This is a genomic window from Vasconcelosia minhoensis LEGE 07310, from assembly GCF_015207255.1.
GTDB lineage: Bacteria > Cyanobacteriota > Cyanobacteriia > Phormidesmidales > Phormidesmidaceae > Vasconcelosia > Vasconcelosia minhoensis.
Genome location: NZ_JADEXG010000027.1, coordinates 25,145 through 40,372 on the forward strand (window position 1 = coordinate 25,145; position 15,228 = coordinate 40,372).

16 protein-coding genes are annotated in these 15,228 nt (G+C 55.8%); 5 read left to right on the forward strand and 11 right to left on the reverse strand.

Annotated elements, in window-relative coordinates:
- Position 1: 1 nt before the first annotated feature.
- The 9 genes from der to petM all read right to left on the reverse strand — a co-directional run bounded on the left by der (position 2) and on the right by petM (position 9,283).
- The gene (gene der, locus IQ241_RS12800; RefSeq protein WP_193907777.1) at positions 2-1,363 is read right to left on the reverse strand and encodes a ribosome biogenesis GTPase Der; all 1,362 of its coding nucleotides are present in this window, start codon (positions 1,361-1,363) and stop codon (positions 2-4) included.
- Positions 1,364-1,462: 99 nt separating this feature from the next.
- Positions 1,463-2,161 (reverse strand): J domain-containing protein, encoded by a 699-nt coding sequence (locus IQ241_RS12805; RefSeq protein ID WP_193907686.1) that lies wholly within the window; start codon positions 2,159-2,161, stop codon positions 1,463-1,465.
- A gap of 69 nt (positions 2,162-2,230) precedes the next feature.
- Positions 2,231-3,193: a cysteine synthase A gene (cysK, locus tag IQ241_RS12810; protein WP_193907688.1), complete on the reverse strand. Its 963-nt coding sequence runs from the start codon at positions 3,191-3,193 to the stop codon at positions 2,231-2,233.
- An 8-nt stretch (positions 3,194-3,201) separates the two neighbouring features.
- Positions 3,202-3,630: an RrF2 family transcriptional regulator gene (locus tag IQ241_RS12815; protein ID WP_193907779.1), complete on the reverse strand. Its 429-nt coding sequence runs from the start codon at positions 3,628-3,630 to the stop codon at positions 3,202-3,204.
- A 168-nt stretch (positions 3,631-3,798) separates the two neighbouring features.
- Positions 3,799-5,424 carry an iron uptake porin gene (locus tag IQ241_RS12820; RefSeq protein WP_228021653.1) on the reverse strand — a complete coding sequence of 542 codons (1,626 nt, stop codon included), beginning with the start codon at positions 5,422-5,424 and terminating at the stop codon, positions 3,799-3,801.
- Between the two features lie 319 nt (positions 5,425-5,743).
- Complete coding sequence (locus IQ241_RS12825) at positions 5,744-6,346, reverse strand: carbohydrate porin (protein WP_193907690.1); 603 nt, start codon at positions 6,344-6,346, stop codon at positions 5,744-5,746.
- Positions 6,277-7,365, reverse strand: coding sequence for an iron uptake porin (locus tag IQ241_RS12830; protein ID WP_193907693.1), 1,089 nt, complete (start codon positions 7,363-7,365; stop codon positions 6,277-6,279). Before IQ241_RS12830 ends, IQ241_RS12825 begins: the two co-directional genes overlap by 70 nt.
- Before the next feature lie 717 nt (positions 7,366-8,082).
- Positions 8,083-9,045 (reverse strand): SDR family oxidoreductase, encoded by a 963-nt coding sequence (locus IQ241_RS12835; RefSeq protein WP_193907695.1) that lies wholly within the window; start codon positions 9,043-9,045, stop codon positions 8,083-8,085.
- A gap of 133 nt (positions 9,046-9,178) precedes the next feature.
- Positions 9,179-9,283: a cytochrome b6-f complex subunit PetM gene (gene petM, locus IQ241_RS12840; RefSeq protein WP_193907698.1), complete on the reverse strand. Its 105-nt coding sequence runs from the start codon at positions 9,281-9,283 to the stop codon at positions 9,179-9,181.
- 138 nt (positions 9,284-9,421) lie between these two features.
- On the opposite strand from petM, the gene pdxA reads away from it, so the two are divergent.
- Together pdxA and IQ241_RS12850 are read left to right on the forward strand one after the other, a co-directional pair.
- Positions 9,422-10,525 (forward strand): 4-hydroxythreonine-4-phosphate dehydrogenase PdxA, encoded by a 1,104-nt coding sequence (pdxA, locus tag IQ241_RS12845; protein WP_193907700.1) that lies wholly within the window; start codon positions 9,422-9,424, stop codon positions 10,523-10,525.
- Between the two features lie 351 nt (positions 10,526-10,876).
- The gene (locus IQ241_RS12850; RefSeq protein ID WP_193907702.1) at positions 10,877-11,098 is read left to right on the forward strand and encodes a DUF4327 family protein; all 222 of its coding nucleotides are present in this window, start codon (positions 10,877-10,879) and stop codon (positions 11,096-11,098) included.
- Positions 11,099-11,146: 48 nt separating this feature from the next.
- On the opposite strand, the gene IQ241_RS12855 is transcribed toward IQ241_RS12850, so the two are convergent.
- On the reverse strand, positions 11,147-12,040 hold the full coding sequence (locus IQ241_RS12855; RefSeq protein ID WP_193907704.1) for a DUF72 domain-containing protein: 894 nt from the start codon (positions 12,038-12,040) through the stop codon (positions 11,147-11,149).
- 59 nt (positions 12,041-12,099) lie between these two features.
- On the opposite strand from IQ241_RS12855, the gene msrP reads away from it, so the two are divergent.
- The gene (gene msrP / locus IQ241_RS12860; RefSeq protein WP_193907712.1) at positions 12,100-13,083 is read left to right on the forward strand and encodes a protein-methionine-sulfoxide reductase catalytic subunit MsrP; all 984 of its coding nucleotides are present in this window, start codon (positions 12,100-12,102) and stop codon (positions 13,081-13,083) included.
- An 18-nt stretch (positions 13,084-13,101) separates the two neighbouring features.
- On the forward strand, positions 13,102-13,332 hold the full coding sequence (locus IQ241_RS12865) for a hypothetical protein (protein WP_193907714.1): 231 nt from the start codon (positions 13,102-13,104) through the stop codon (positions 13,330-13,332).
- Positions 13,333-13,362: 30 nt separating this feature from the next.
- On the opposite strand, the gene IQ241_RS12870 is transcribed toward IQ241_RS12865, so the two are convergent.
- Complete coding sequence (locus tag IQ241_RS12870; RefSeq protein WP_193907724.1) at positions 13,363-14,403, reverse strand: metal ABC transporter substrate-binding protein; 1,041 nt, start codon at positions 14,401-14,403, stop codon at positions 13,363-13,365.
- Positions 14,404-14,486: 83 nt separating this feature from the next.
- Between IQ241_RS12870 and IQ241_RS12875 the strand changes: the two genes are divergently transcribed.
- Complete coding sequence (locus IQ241_RS12875) at positions 14,487-15,227, forward strand: metal ABC transporter ATP-binding protein (protein WP_193907726.1); 741 nt, start codon at positions 14,487-14,489, stop codon at positions 15,225-15,227.
- The last annotated feature ends 1 nt before the right edge of the window (position 15,228 follow it).

Sequence of the window (15,228 nt, forward strand, 5' to 3'; positions counted from 1 at the left end):
GCTAGACCTTGGTGGCCCGGTTGACGCTGTCGCGCTCCAGGTCGCGGGTCTTTTTACCGCGCCACAGCAGGCGAATGGGAGAACCGTCAAAGCCTAGATTCTGGCGAAACTGGCGCTCGATATAGCGGCGATAGTTTTCACCAATTAAGGACGGGCTGTTGACAAATAGGGCAAAGGAAGGCGGCTGAGCGGTAACCTGAGTGCCGTAGTAAATTCGGCCCTGGCGGCCCTGGCGGGTGGTCGGTGGCGTATGCCAGCTGACGGCTTCTTCCAGCACCTCATTCACTACAGAGGTGGTGACTCGTCGCCGGTGCTGAGCTACGGCAGCATCGACAGCATCAAAAATTTTGGGGACGCGCTGACCGGTCATAGCGCTGACGTAAAGCCGCTTGGCCCAATCTACAAAATGTAGCCTTGCCGCAATCTGCTTGTCGAAGTCATAGATGGTATAGGTGTCTTTTTCGACAGCGTCCCACTTATTCACCACAATCACGCAGGCGCGGCCATCATCAGCGATGCGCCCGGCCAGCTTCTGGTCTTGCTCGGTAACGCCGTCCACCGCGTCGATTACCAGCAGCACCACGTCGGCACGGCGAATTGCCTTGAACGCTCGGTTGATCCCGAAAAATTCAGGGCCATAGTCCACATTCTTTTTCCGCCGGATGCCAGCAGTATCGATTAGCCGATAGACCTGATCCCCTCGCTGTACCACCGTATCGATCGCGTCCCGAGTCGTACCTGAAATTGGGCTGACAATAGCTCGATTGTTGCCCACAAAGGCGTTCAGCAGGCTGGATTTGCCAACGTTGGGTCGCCCTGCGATCGCGACTCGGATTTCATCCGTGGCCGCCAGCTGGTCAACCGGCGGCAGATGGGCCACCAGCGCGTCCAGCAGCTCACCAGTACCGTTCCCGTGGATGCCCGAAACTGGGTGGGGCTCGCCCAGCCCCAGCTCCCAAAATTGAGCAGACTGAACCAATCCCTGATCGGGCGACTCGCATTTATTCACTGCCAGCAGCACCGGTACGGGCTGCTGACGCAGCCAGGTGGCGATTTCGCGATCGCCCTCGGTCGGACCGGTCTGCCCGTCTACCACAAAAATCGCCGCCGCCGCCTCGACCAGCGCCGCCAGGGCCTGCTCGCGAATGTAGGGCAAAAATTCCGTATCGTCGTCAAATACCAGACCGCCGGTATCGACGACCATGAACTCGCGGTCTTGCCAAAAAGCAGGCTGGTAGGTGCGATCGCGGGTGACCCCAGGCTGATCGAAGACAATCGCCTCGCGACCGCCAGCCAGCCGGTTCACTACGGTTGACTTGCCCACGTTGGGGCGACCAATAATCGCGACGATTGGCAGCGACATCATCAAAGTTCTGAGCCTGGAGAGTAAACCACTATTCTATCAAGGCTTTTTGGAACCCTGCCGACTAATTTCGGCGCAACCCCTGGCCCGACTACAGGATTAGGCAAACGCTCCCATGCCTGCCCTGGCCTCCTGCCGCAGCCCGACAGAAATCCGAAACAGCTCCTGGCCCGTATGCAGATAGCTCTCTTCGTAGCAATAGGTAAAGCGCTCCATTTCTTCGATACCGTCTTCCAGCTGGTTTAGGCAGTAGTAAAGGTTAGCGGCCACACCAGCCACCGTGGGCGGATTTGCCATCGATTTAAACTGACGCTGGGCCGTCTCTAGCTGCTCGCGGCAGTCTTCTAAATACGCTTGAAAGTCTGCCATCAGCTCATCATCAAAGGGGTCGGCTGAGAGCGATCGCACCTCTGCCGAAAGCGGATCGACAATCTTGCTAATCAGCCGATCGATTGGGGCATAGACCGTTTGCAGCCAGCGATCAAGCTGACTATCCGCCGCCCGAGCGGCCTGGCGCTGCTGCTGATACTGGCTTTGCATATCAGCGGTGCGCTGCCGCCAGGAGCGATCGGCCCGGCCCGGCTGGAAAGCCCGGTAGCGGTCATACTGCTGCCGATTGCTGGGGTTGCCGAGCACCTCGTAGGCTGCGTTTAAGCCTGTAATCTGCTCGTGGCTGGCGGCTGGGTGACGGCTATCGGGATGGAGCTGTTTGGCGAGCTGGCGGTAGGCCTGCTTGATCTGAGCCTGGGTCGCTGACTCAGGCAGGCCTAGGGTGGTGTAGTGATTGATTTCTGCCATAGGAGCATTTTAGGGGAGCCAACCGCGATCGGCTACCCGCAAAACCTGAGCAGCTGGCCTAGTCTGGGCCTAGCTCACAGACAGCGGTGCAACCAGCTCTGGGTCCTGGAATAGGGGCGTGCTCAGGTAGCGTTCGCCAAAGCTCGGCTGAACCATCACAATTAGCTTACCGTCATTTTCTGGCCGACGGGCGAGTTTCACCGCGGCAAACAGAGCGGCCCCGCTAGAGATACCCGAAAGGATACCCTCCTCCCTGGCCAGACGGCGGCCAAACGAGATCGCTTCCTCATCTTCTACCGCAATCACCTCATCGATCAAATCTCGCCTGAGCACACCCGGCACAAACCCAGCGCCAATCCCCTGTATTTTATGGGAGCCGGGTTTACCACCAGACAGAATAGGGCTGTTGGCCGGTTCAACAGCAATGACTCGGAAATCCGGCTTGCGCGGCTTGAGCGCCTCTGCGACACCCGTGATTGTGCCACCCGTTCCTACCCCAGCCACGACAAAATCGACCTGACCGTCGGTATCCTGCCAGATTTCTTCGGCTGTCGTCTGCCGATGCACCGCTGGATTGGCCGGATTGTCAAACTGCTGGAGCATATAGGCATCTGGCAGGCTGTTGAGTAGCTGCTGAGCCCGCTGGATGCAGCCGCCCATACCTGATGTCCCCGGCGTCAGCTCTAGCTCAGCCCCATAGGCTCGGAGCATGGCTCGGCGCTCAGAACTCATGGTTTCAGGCATGGTCAGTACGAGATGGTAGCCCTTTGCCGCCGCCGCCATCGCCAGGGCGATCCCCGTGTTGCCAGAGGTGGGCTCGACTAAAGTCGTTTGACCTGGCGTAATTTCGCCGGCCGCCTCAGCCGCTTCAATCATGCTGATGCCAATCCGGTCTTTGACCGAAGCGGATGGATTGAGGCCCTCTAGCTTGACTAAAATTTGAGCGACGCAGCCTTCAGACGCGGGGATGCGGTTCAGCCGCACCAGCGGCGTATGGCCAATCAGCTCTGTAACATTATTCGCAATTCGCATCGGCCGCCTCAAATGTAGTACATCAGGTTCATCTGACGTTTGGCATTGCGTTTCTCAACCAGGTCTTGTAGCGTATACCTGGCCAGCACGGCCTCAGCCGCCTGTCTCGCCTCCTGCCAAATTTCGCACACTACCGCGCTTTCTGCCCCTTCAGAAGGTTTTCGCTCGGTCGATTCAAACCCTTCGATACAGCCCATGATTTCCAACAGCGTAATTTTCCAGGGCTCGCGGGTTAACAAATATCCCCCCTTCGCCCCCCGCTGACTCTTCACCAGCCCAGCTCGTCGTAGCGTCGCCAGGAGCTGCTCTAGATAGCGATCGGGAATATTTTGCTGCGTCGCAATCTGCCGAATTTGCAGCGGTTCGCCACAGCTGTAATACAAACTCAGTTCGATTAGCGCCAGCAGCGCATATTCACTTTTACAGGAAAGTTCCACAAACTTGGTCAATCAGAAACCCCTCTATTATACTCCGGTTCTCCGGTGGGGTTTGGGATATTTAAGTTTGGATACAGTGGCTAGGTTAAAGTGTAGGAAATGCTTCGCTTAAGAAAGCCGCCGCTTGTAAATGACGGCTTTCTGCAGTGCGAGCTGAAAGTGACCTGTTTAGAAGTTGAAAGTACTACGTAGCACTCCATACAGAGCATCGCCGAAGCCATCCCCAGGCTGGTTAGGATCGCTGTAGATAACAGCGGGCGTGAGCGTGAAGAACTCATTCAGGCCAATCTCGTAGTAAACCTCAGCCACATACGGATTACGATCAATCGTATCCAATGCTCCATCGGGGAAAATGGGCGAACGGCCATAGTAACCGCCGAGGGTGTTGCCAGCTCCAAGGAAATCAGAGATAGAAATACCGCCCATCCATGAGTCGGTTTCTCCATCGTCAAGGTCGATGTAGGAGTAGTAACCGCCAACCTCGAAGTTGCCAAAGTTGAGGCTGACCAAACCGGCAGCAGTGTAGTCAATCCCTTCTTGGTCTCCGTCAATGTAGGTGGCCGCCACGTTGAACGGACCAACATCTAAGAGGTTGAGCTGCGCAATGTAGCTGTAGTTCTCGAAGATGCCTTCATTCGGGTTGTCAGAGTCATCCGTCGCGTAGCCTAAGTCAAGGATGAGGTTGTCGGTAAAGGCAAAGTTTACACCGGCAGCAAATGAAGAACCGCCAGAGAAGATGTCGTAGAACTGAGGACCGCCAAAATCAGCCACTGATGGACCGTCAAACGGCACAATGGTGCTGGTGACGAAGTCGTCAGTCGTGATACTGTTCGCCGCAATGATAGCGCTGATGCGGCTGCCGATTGGGAAGCTGTAATAGACGTCGTTGAGTGCGACGTTATCTTCCCCACTGGCAGCATCTTCAGAAAAGATCGAGCTGCTACTGCCACCACCGTTCGCCAAGCCACCAGGAACCGCTGTCAGGCCCGTCTGCCCGCTATTGGCCTGCAGGCGAATCCGCAGCCGGTCTTCGCCGGTAAAGCTAGTGTCAAAGTTCAGCCGAGCTCGATAGTCAAAGGTGACTTCCTCGTCTTGGGGATCTTCCCCTGGCAGCCCCTGAACAATTGGCTCATCAATCGGGACGATTAGGTGAGCATCCAACTGACCGCGCAGCTTGGTGGTGGTTGAAAACTGGTTAGCTTCCAGCTCCGCGACGTCAGCCTCAATCGTGTCCACCCGACCGCGCAGAGTCGCCAGCTCAGCTGCAAACTCTTCCTGCAACCGACGAATGGTGTCGAGGTCGCCATCGGGGCCAATCAGCTGCACCACCACGTCCAGGCACGCATTCAAACCAGCGGCAAACTCATAGCGGGTCAGCGCCCGGTTGCCGCGGTAGGTGCGGTCGGGGTAGCCTTCAATACAGCCGTACTCTTCGACCAATCGCTGTAGGGCGGTGTAGGCCCAGTCGGAAGGCTGGACGTCAGACAGCTCAGAAACGCTGGTTACCTGAGCCAGCTGAACCGGCTCGTTGCTCAGCGCTTCAACGCTGACCGGAGCAGTCGAAGCGGGCGCTTCAGCTGGGGCGTTGGCGCTAGCCAGCTCGGTCGGGGCAGCAATAGGCTCTGCTGCTGGCTTGTCAGCCGACTTCTCAGCATCGTCGAGGCTGACAGAATCAGCATTTAATAGGGAATCAAGGCTTGCTGGCTCAGCCGCTAGAGCGCTTCCTGAGAAGGCTAGGGCTGCACCGAGGGCTGCCGGGTAAACGAGCAGCGTTCTCCAAAACATTTTCGTCATTGTATTTTCCTCACACCTTAATAAATTAAGACCAAACCTTTGGTTGGTCTGACAGATAGACCCCGAATTCCAACTTATCTCCGGAGTTATAAATGACACTAGTAGATTCCACTCAGATGAAATAGAACATAGATTACATTTATAAAAAGAGTGCGTTTAAGCTTTGGTTAAACGCACTCTTCCTGCTGACTCTCTAAGCAGATTGAATCAATGGTTGACAGAGTCAGGGAAATGCAAATCTGTAATCAATAACCCCCCGCAGTCATATGACTGCGGGGGGTTATTGATTGCGTTTTGAGTAGTTCAGTCGCTAATCAGCTTAGAAGCGGAAAGTACTACGTAGCACTCCATACAGAGCATCGCCGAAGCCATCCCCAGGCTGGTTAGGATCGCTGTAGATAACAGCGGGCGTGAGCGTGAAGAACTCATTCAGGCCAATCTCGTAGTAAACCTCAGCCACATACGGATTACGATCAATCGTATCCAATGCTCCATCGGGGAAAATGGGCGAACGGCCATAGTAACCGCCGAGGGTGTTGCCAGCTCCAAGGAAATCAGAGATAGAAATACCGCCCATCCATGAGTCGGTTTCTCCATCGTCAAGGTCGATGTAGGAGTAGTAACCCCCAACCTCGAAGTTGCCAAAGTTGAGGCTGACCAAACCGGCAGCAGTGTAGTCAATCCCTTCTTGGTCTCCGTCAATGTAGGTGGCCGCCACGTTGAACGGACCAACATCTAAGAGGTTGAGCTGCGCAATGTAGCTGTAGTTCTCGAAGATGCCTTCATTCGGGTTGTCAGAGTCATCCGTCGCGTAGCCTAAGTCAAGGATGAGGTTGTCGGTAAAGGCAAAGTTTACACCGGCAGCAAATGAAGAACCGCCAGAGAAGATGTCGTAGAACTGAGGACCGCCAAAATCAGCCACTGATGGACCGTCAAACGGCACAATGGTGCTGGTGACGAAGTCGTCAGTCGTGATACTGTTCGCCGCAATGATAGCGCTGATGCGGCTGCCGATTGGGAAGCTGTAATAGACGTCGTTGAGTGCAACGTTATCTTCCCCGGAGCATCTTCAGAAAAGATCGAGCTGTTACTACCACCACCGTTCGCCAAGCCACCAGGAACCGCTGTCAGGCCCGTCTGCCCGCTATTGGCCTGCAGGCGAATCCGCAGCCGGTCTTCGCCGGTAAAGCTAGTGTCAAAGTTCAACCGAGCTCGATAGTCAAAGGTGACTTCCTCGTCTTGGGGATCTTCCCCTGGCAGCCCCTGAACAATTGGCTCATCAATCGGGACAATTAGGTGAGCATCCAACTGACCGCGCAGCTTGGTGGTGGTTGAGAACTGGTTAGCTTCCAGCTCCGCGACGTCAGCCTCAATCGTGTCCACCCGACCGCGCAGAGTCGCCAGCTCAGCTGCAAACTCTTCCTGCAACCGACGAATGGTGTCGAGGTCGCCATCGGGGCCAATCAGCTGCACCACCACGTCCAGGCACGCATTCAAACCAGCGGCAAACTCATAGCGGGTCAGCGCCCGGTTGCCGCGGTAGGTGCGGTCGGGGTAGCCTTCAATACAGCCGTACTCTTCGACCAGTCGCTGTAGGGCGGTGTAGGCCCAGTCGGAAGGCTGGACGTCAGACAGCTCAGAAACGCTGGTTACCTGAGCCAGCTGAACCGGCTCGTTGCTCAGCGCTTCAACGCTGACCGGAGCAGTCGAAGCGGGCGCTTCAGCTGGGGCGTTGGCGCTAGCCAGCTCGGTCGGGGCAGCAATAGGCTCTGCTGCTGGCTTGTCAGCCGACTTCTCAGCATCGTCGAGGCTGACAGAATCAGCATTTAATAGGGAATCAAGGCTTGCTGGCTCAGCCGCTAGAGCGCTTCCTGAGAAGGCTAGGGCTGCACCGAGGGCTGCCGGGTAAACGAGCAGCGTTCTCCAAAACATTTTCGTCATTGTATTTTCCTCACACCTTAGTAATCTAGGACCAAATTAGGGAAACAGTTCCATTGAAAATTCGATCTAGAGCCGCTGAATCTGAGTTCGATCTGGTATTACGCAAAGCCTTTAAAAACCGAACCAATTTCAGAGCTATAGCAGATGCTAGCAGATTCATTTCAGTTCGGCTAGGGGATAGACCACTTTTGCAGTTGTCTTTGTCAGGCGACCTGGCGGGCAGAGAATATCATCCCAAATACATTATGACAGCATGTGACGCTGCAAAGTTCCCTAAAAGTTTCGTGCCATCGCTGAGCTGCCGTAGCGTAGCTCAGCAAGCCTTAGCTTTCGCTGGCTACGCTTGAGGAATACCCCTTTAAAAAGCTATCCGCTCCCATCCAGGAAAAACACTTGGGTAAAGCGCTTTGGGGATGGGAGCGGTCTAGCGGGTCTTCAGGTTGAAACCAGACTGCCGGAAGGAACTCTAGCAAACACCGGTTTCAAATGATATTGAAGCCAGTTCCCTAGAGAACAGCCCCGGCTCGCAGCCGGACTACATCAACCTGGAGACCCATGCATTTACAACTATCTGACATGGGCATCACCTCCTTGATCCTAAACGGTCTTCCTGTAAAGGGATGAACAGCTTTCTGCTCACGAGTCCCACCTTAGCACAAAGTTCAAAACCTGTGGAGGGGTTGGCAAGCTCAGTCCGTCCATTTATAAGGAAAAGCTTTAGAAGGGTACCTTCTTTTTCTTAGCCTTATCCCGTTCATAATCCAGCTCTTTGAGCTTTTTCATAATCCGGGTAAAGTACTCTTTGAGATAGGCCTCTAGCGTTGTAATTTCCTTGGGGTCGATGCCGAACGCCGGGTAGACCTCGTCCATAGGAGCAGTCAAAGGCTCGCCACTGGCGCTGACTTCGCTAAACGCTAGCCGGTCGGAGAGGTCCCAACCCCATTGAAAAAACCGAGCCAGCTTGCGCACGCCCCGGAGCAGTCCTAGAGGCATTTGAGACACTTTTGCATCTTGTCCAGATAGGCGCTCACAAAGCCGAACGATTTCATAAGCGCCCCAAGCTCGGCTACCGGCAAGCGGATAGGTCGCATTGGCGGTTTTGGGCTGCCTTAAAGCCTGAACCGCGAACCGGGCAATATCTTGGGTATTCATGTAGGCTACCGGAGCGGCATCGCCCATGACCCAAACGGCTTGCTTCTCCAAAACAGGGATAGCATACTGGCTGATTAGCCCCTGCAGGAAGCCGCAGGGGCGCAAGATAGTGTAGTCTAGCCCCGACTCTGCTAGGAACTTCTCGGTGCAGTGCTTAACGTCCATCAGGGGGACATGGGGATATTTTTCAGCGTCGAGGATGGAAAAGAAGACAAAGCGCTCGACTCCAGCCTTCTTCGCTGCCTGAATGAGTGAGACTTTGCCCTGCCAATCGACCGCATAGACGCCACCTGCCTCGGCAGGTCGGGACGTGGCCGCGTCGATCACTGCGGTTGCGCCTTCTAGCGCGGGTGGCAGGGTCTCGGGTTTGCAAAGGTCACCTCGAACGAGCTGGGCTCCCCACTCCCTCAAGAAACTCGCGCGTTGAAAACTCCGGACGAGGCAGCGCACTTCGTAGCCTTCATCTAAGGCCCGGCGGACAACTTGCCTTCCCAAGGTGCCAGTTGCACCCACGACTAATAAAACCATGAGGGAGTGTAAACAAAACTTAATAATGCCCTCAGCTTAGCAGAAGGCGTTACGTAGCAGAAAATTTGTGCTGGGCTGATTTACGGCTCTAAGTCTCTAAGTCAGAATAGGGCCAGATTGAGCCGGCGGGCTGCTATTCTTCACCGCCCTGTAACCGCAGCATCAGAAACCCTACGCTAAGGCCAATCAGCACCGTCGTAAAAACGACAACTGCGGTTGAAAAAATTTCTCCACCCATTCTGAAGCTATCCTCCTGGTCTTTGTAGTAATAGTTGGTATTTTAAGGAAAAGCTTTTAGCTTGGAACTAAAGGCCAACCGTAACTGTTTGGTAGCTTCTATTCTAAATCAGTTTGGCGATCGCATCAGGCTGACGCAATGACTCCTATTTCTCAAGCTAATTCGGGTGTAGCGCCGCTGCCGGTCGCTGACCTGACCGCCAAGCCACGGTTGGTAGTGACTCTAGGCGATGCCGCTGGGATTGGGCCAGAGGTAGTGCTGCGGGCCGTGAATCAGCGGCTGCGACAGCAGGCAGAGATTACCCTAATCGGCGATCGCACCCTTTGTCATCAAACCTACGAACAGCTCCGCACCATTGCCTCCGCTGAGTCAACCGCTGAGCTCACCGATCCAGATACGCTGCCGTTTATCGACTTGGCGATTGGCGCTGAGTGGAATCGGGCGATCCAAACCGGGGTCGGCAGTGCGGCCAGCGGGGAGCTGAGCTTTCGGACATTGCAAACCGCGATCTCGAAAACCCTGGCTGGCGAATTTGACGGCATTGTTACTGCACCGATTGCGAAATCAGCCTGGCTAGCGGCTGGCCATCGCTATCCCGGCCAGACTGAGCTGCTGGCAGAAATGGCTGAAGTGGCCCGGTTTGGCATGCTGTTTGTGGCCCGCTCACCCCACAACGGCTGGGCCTTACGCACCCTGCTGGCGACCACCCACATTCCCCTGCGGACTGTTGCAGACACCCTTTCGTCTAGTCTGATGACGGTAAAATTAGAGCTTTTAATCGATTGCCTAAAAAAGGATTTTGGCCTGCGTCAGCCGCGAATTGCGATCGCGGGACTAAACCCCCACAGCGGCGAACAGGGCCAGCTGGGAGACGAGGAAAAATCCTGGCTGCTGCCCTGGCTCATCCAGCAGCGGCAGCGGTTTCCCCAAGCTCAGCTGGACGGGCCGGTGCCCCCCGATACGCTCTGGGTTCGTCCTGGCCAGGCCTGGCATGGGGCTCACTCCGCCGCTCACGATGCCTATCTGGCGCTGTATCACGATCAGGGTCTGATTCCAGTTAAGCTGCTGGCGTTTGACCGAGCGGTCAATACGACCATCGGTCTGCCGTTCATTCGCACATCGCCTGACCATGGAACGGCCTTTGACATTGCCGGGCAGGGCCTAGCGGATGGGACCAGCATGATAGCGGCGATTGAGCTGGCGATCGAGCTGTGTCGGCAGCGGCTGGCTAACCGCCATTAAATTCAGCCGACACATTCAACTGAAAATCAGTCCGACTGTAGCGCATCGCTTTGTCCGTTTTTTTACAAAGGTTTAAGAATTACTAAAACGCTCTGATAGAGCGACATTAGGTCAAAATACCTAGAATAGTTCTGGCACTCAGAGGTAGCCTCTATCACTCAATAGAGGCCGAATCAACCCTATCTCAGTAGATTCAAGGCTTGATCATTTATAAAAAATTGCTTAGGCTATTTAGTAAGATTGAATACATTTTTTCGTGAACTCCAAAAGTTCAGGGGTTCAAGCCGCAACATTTACTCCTTTGAAAACTCCGCTTCCAAGTTTCCTCTCACACACCTAAAGGATGTAGCTATGCTCCAGTCGCTGCAGTATTCCATCAATTTGCTTCAAGACGAGGCCCGCCAGCTCGTGTATCAAGGCGTCGTTGGCCGTCAGCAGCCAATTTACACCCTGTGCAAGTACATTCCTGCTCGGGAATGGGTCGGGGTTGAGCGCGAACTCGAAAAAAATGGTTTTCTGCTGAGAGATCGAATTGTCGATCTGATGGGACGCGAAGACTGGGAAAACGATTAGCCCCCGCGTCAAGCGTTCTGCAGCATAAAGTCCGCCATTCAAAATCACTCAAAATAAAGTGAGCTGCTCTGGAATCGTTTCCAACTGCCAGGACAGCGGTGGGACAGGAACCTGAGCCTGCAATAGTAGCTCTTGGAAGCGCTGCGCGATCGCGGGCGATTTGACTTCCTGCGGGCAGTGGACAAAAAAGTAGACCTGCGCTCCCTGATTCAGCCACTGCCGAATATGCTCGACCCATTTCGTTAAATAGGGGATATTGCGATTGAGCTGGGGATGGCCGATATAGCGCGCGATCGCAAATGGAGCCGTAACAGCGGGCTGGAGCGGCACTCTTGGCTTATGCCGTTGGGAATGCCGCTGCGGGTCTTCCTGGGGTGCTTCCCAAGCATAGACGGGCCGCGTATCCAGTAAGACTCGCCCTATGCCCAGCTGAGTGAGTAGAGCATTAAGCCGCTCTTCATGGGGTGGCCGAAACCAGTCGAGATGACGCACTTCTACTGCGATTGGTGCGGCCTGACGAGGCCAGGCTGACAAAAACCGATTCAGGTCATCCAGGCTGGCCGGGCTGTAAGCGGGCGGGAGCTGAACCATCACTGGACCAAGCCGCTGGCCTAGACCCTGGATTCGGTTGAGAAAATCTAGAGCAGCGGTCTGGTGCGGCGCGAGTAGCCCTGTGTGGGTGATTGTGCGCGGCAGCTTGGGGCAAAAGCGAAACTGCGATGGGGTTGCCGCCGCCCAGCGGGCAACCGTTGCCACATCGGGGATGGAATAAAAAGTCGTGTTGCCCTCTACCGCGCTCAGGCGCTCACCGTACAGACGAAGGAAATCCCCACTGCGGCTGCCACTGGGATAGAAACCTCCCACCCAATCTTTAAACGCCCAGACCGCACAGCCCATTCGAAACTTGAGTTGAGACTGGCGGTTGGCAGGCGGGCTGAGCATGAAGCAGTCTGCGACGGGCTGAAAGTGTAACAATGGTACCAGTCATCCCAACTGAGCCCATGCCCTCTCTCCGTCCCGACTGGCAGTCGCCGAGCCGGCTGATTACGTCTGAGTCTGCCTTTTTTAATCGCCGCCGGTTCATCAAAACGGCGATTGGCGCTGGCGTAGGCGCGTCGATGGTGACGGCGCTGGGCGGCTGCCGTCGTTCCCTCAGCAGCTCTGAACGGCGTCAGTTTGAAGCGACCCTGGGAGAACCCCTACGAGTTGAGGCTAATCCCAACTTTGCCCAGGTAGACCGGTCAATTACCGAGCAGAAATATGCGAGCCGATTCAATAATTTCTACGAATTTGGCCAGAGTAAGACCATCTGGTCTGAGGCCCAGGCCCTGCCGGTTGACCCCTGGCAGGTTGAAGTTACCGGGCTAGTGAACAATCCTCAGACCTACGACCTGGACGATCTGCGGCAGAAATTTCCGCTGGAGGAGCGGGTCTATCGCTTTCGCTGTGTCGAAGCCTGGGCCATGGTAGTGCCCTGGATTGGCTTCCCAATGCGTCTTCTGCTGGAGGCCGCCGCTCCTCAGCCAGCGGCCAAATTCGTCCGGTTTGAGTCCTTTTATGATCCGGAAATCACTCCCGGCCCGACTTTTTCGCTCTCAAACCTGCCCTGGCCTTACCACGAGGGGCTGCGGCTAGAAGAAATGGCCAACGAGCTGGCATTCTTTGCCGTTGGGATCTACGGACGTACTTTACCAAAACAGCACGGCGCTCCCATCCGCGCAGTTTTGCCCTGGAAGTATGGCTTCAAAGGTGCTAAGTCCATCGTTAAGATTGAATTTACCGCCGAACAGCCCGCCACCTACTGGAACACCCTATCGCCAAATGAGTATGGCTTTGAAGCCAACGTCAACCCTGAGATCCCTCACCCGCGCTGGTCTCAGGAAACTGAAAAGCTGATTGGCTCTGGCAGCCAGGGGGACTGGGAAAGAAAGCCGACGGTGATTTATAACGGCTATGGAGACTACGTTGCCCAGCTTTATAAGTGAGCATCGAGCTAGCTGCCTATGCATGAGCATATTGCCAATCCCGACTATCTCAAAACCGTCTTGGCCTTTCCCTATCGAGGCATGAAGATTACGATCACGACCGCTCAGCATGAGCAGCGCTGGATCTTTACAGCCTGGGTGGACTATGCCACGGGCAGTGCCGTTGCTGTACCCCGGGCGGCTTCACGGGATGAGGCGATTCGTCGGGCGAAGCAGTGGATTCACCGGCAGTTTGACTTTGGTGATTGAGGGAATAGGGGAGTAGGGGATAGAGTTTGCTTAGAGTGGTGCGGAGGCGCGATCGCAGGTTCCGCCTAGCGCCTCAACGATGGTGCAGGTATTGGCGATGAAGGTTTTTTGATAGGTATCCGCCTCACTGTCTGCGACCGGGCCTTCGACATAGAGGGGGTCGTCTGAGACTGCAACGCCGGCATTCTTGGCAACCGTTTGGATGAGCTCGGGATTAGTTGTAGATTCAACAAATACGGCGGGCACCTGTGAGCTTTTGACCGCATTGACCAGCTCGGTGATTTCAGCCGCAGAAGGGCGAGCCTCGGTACTCAGCCCTTCCAGGGCAGCCATTAGGCCTAGGCCGTAGGCATCGGCGTAGTAGGCCATCGCCTCGTGGGTCGTCACCAGCTTGCGAGCCGACTCGGGTACCGTCGCTACCTGGGCCTGAATCCAGGCGTCAATTTCAGTCAGCTGACCCGCAATTTCGTCTGCGGCCTGCTGATAGGTTTGGGCCTGATCGGGCTCGATTTGGGCCAGCTGCTCAGCAATCACATCGGCAATAGCAGCGCCGTTTTGAGCATCGTTCCAGATATGGGGATCGGGTACAGGTTCGCCTTCGGCATGGGCTTCACCTTCAGCATGTTCTTCGCCTTCGTGCCCACCATGTTCGTGGGACGCCCCCATTAGAGGCTCAGGTGCGGCTGATTCATATACAGCCACTTGAGATGCAGGGGTGCTGCTCGATTCAATCAGCTGAATGACGCGGCTCTCTAGCCCATAGCCGCCATAGAGAATCAGGTCGGCATCTTCGATTGCCTGTCGGTCAGACGGCGTTGGCTCATAGGTATGGGGATCTTGGCCTGAGCTCAGCAGGCAGAGCACATCAACCGTATTTTGAGCAATTTGCTGCGTTAGGTCGCAGAGCACGCTGTTCGTTGCGACCACCTGGGCCAAGTCGGCGGATTCAGCCGAGGGTTCGGGAGCAGAGCTGGGCGGCGGAGTCACCTGCTGACAGCCCAAACCTCCCAACAGGAGCGTCGCGCCGAGCGCGCGCCAGGGGGTTTTGAAGGCGAGATAGCGATAGACCATTTTGTTCTCTTTCCTCAGCGATAGCAGAAAATCTGCTAGGATGAATGGGAACTCTGACTGAGAACGATTATCATTTCCCGCCTATGTTAGAGGTACAAAATGTCTCTGTCAACTATCGAGGCGTGCGGGCGCTGGAGCCGCTCTCGATAGACTTTGCTGCCGGAGAGCTGGTCGGGCTGATTGGCCCTAACGGAGCGGGGAAGAGCACGCTGATTAAAGCTATTTTGGGGCTGGTGCCCGCCAGCGGACGGGTGCTGTGGAATGGGCTGCCGCTGCGTCGCCAGCGCCAGCGGGTCGCCTATGTGCCCCAGCGATCACAGATCGACTGGGACTATCCCACCACCGTCTGGAACGTCGTCCTAATGGGGACCACAGCGCTGCGGGGGTGGTGGCGACCGCCGGGTCGAGAGGCGCAGCGGCGAGCCTATGCGGCGCTGGAACGAGTCGATCTGGTGGGGCTGCGTGATCGCGCCATTGGGGCTCTTTCCGGCGGGCAGCAGCAGCGGGTCTTTCTGGGCCGAGCCCTGGCCCAGCAGGCCGATTTGTTTTTACTGGATGAACCCTTTACCGGCGTTGACCGCAAGACCGAGGCGATGATGCTGGCGGTGTTTTCAGCCCTGAAAGCGCAGGGTAAAACGCTGCTGGTCTGTAGCCACGAGTGGGGCGATCGGCTCCAGCAGTACGACCGACTGCTGCTGTTAAATCAGCAGCTGCTAGCCGACGACCGCCCAGAGGGGGTGATGACGCTGGAAAATATTCACCGCGCCTACGGTCAAAACCTACAGCTGGTCAAGCCCTCGGCGGATTTGCCCTTTGTCTGCTGAG

Coding starts and splice junctions, on each gene's coding strand:
- IQ241_RS12820 (WP_228021653.1), bottom strand. CDS start 5,424: ATGACGAAAATGTTTTGGAGAACGCTGCTCGTTTACCCGGCAGCCCTC.
- msrP (WP_193907712.1), top strand. CDS start 12,100: ATGCCCTCTCTCCGTCCCGACTGGCAGTCGCCGAGCCGGCTGATTACG.
- IQ241_RS12875 (WP_193907726.1), top strand. CDS start 14,487: ATGTTAGAGGTACAAAATGTCTCTGTCAACTATCGAGGCGTGCGGGCG.
- IQ241_RS12850 (WP_193907702.1), top strand. CDS start 10,877: ATGCTCCAGTCGCTGCAGTATTCCATCAATTTGCTTCAAGACGAGGCC.
- IQ241_RS12870 (WP_193907724.1), bottom strand. CDS start 14,403: ATGGTCTATCGCTATCTCGCCTTCAAAACCCCCTGGCGCGCGCTCGGC.
- IQ241_RS12835 (WP_193907695.1), bottom strand. CDS start 9,045: ATGGTTTTATTAGTCGTGGGTGCAACTGGCACCTTGGGAAGGCAAGTT.
- IQ241_RS12865 (WP_193907714.1), top strand. CDS start 13,102: ATGCATGAGCATATTGCCAATCCCGACTATCTCAAAACCGTCTTGGCC.
- cysK (WP_193907688.1), bottom strand. CDS start 3,193: ATGCGAATTGCGAATAATGTTACAGAGCTGATTGGCCATACGCCGCTG.
- IQ241_RS12805 (WP_193907686.1), bottom strand. CDS start 2,161: ATGGCAGAAATCAATCACTACACCACCCTAGGCCTGCCTGAGTCAGCG.
- petM (WP_193907698.1), bottom strand. CDS start 9,283: ATGGGTGGAGAAATTTTTTCAACCGCAGTTGTCGTTTTTACGACGGTG.
- pdxA (WP_193907700.1), top strand. CDS start 9,422: ATGACTCCTATTTCTCAAGCTAATTCGGGTGTAGCGCCGCTGCCGGTC.
- IQ241_RS12855 (WP_193907704.1), bottom strand. CDS start 12,040: ATGCTCAGCCCGCCTGCCAACCGCCAGTCTCAACTCAAGTTTCGAATG.
- der (WP_193907777.1), bottom strand. CDS start 1,363: ATGTCGCTGCCAATCGTCGCGATTATTGGTCGCCCCAACGTGGGCAAG.
- IQ241_RS12830 (WP_193907693.1), bottom strand. CDS start 7,365: ATGACGAAAATGTTTTGGAGAACGCTGCTCGTTTACCCGGCAGCCCTC.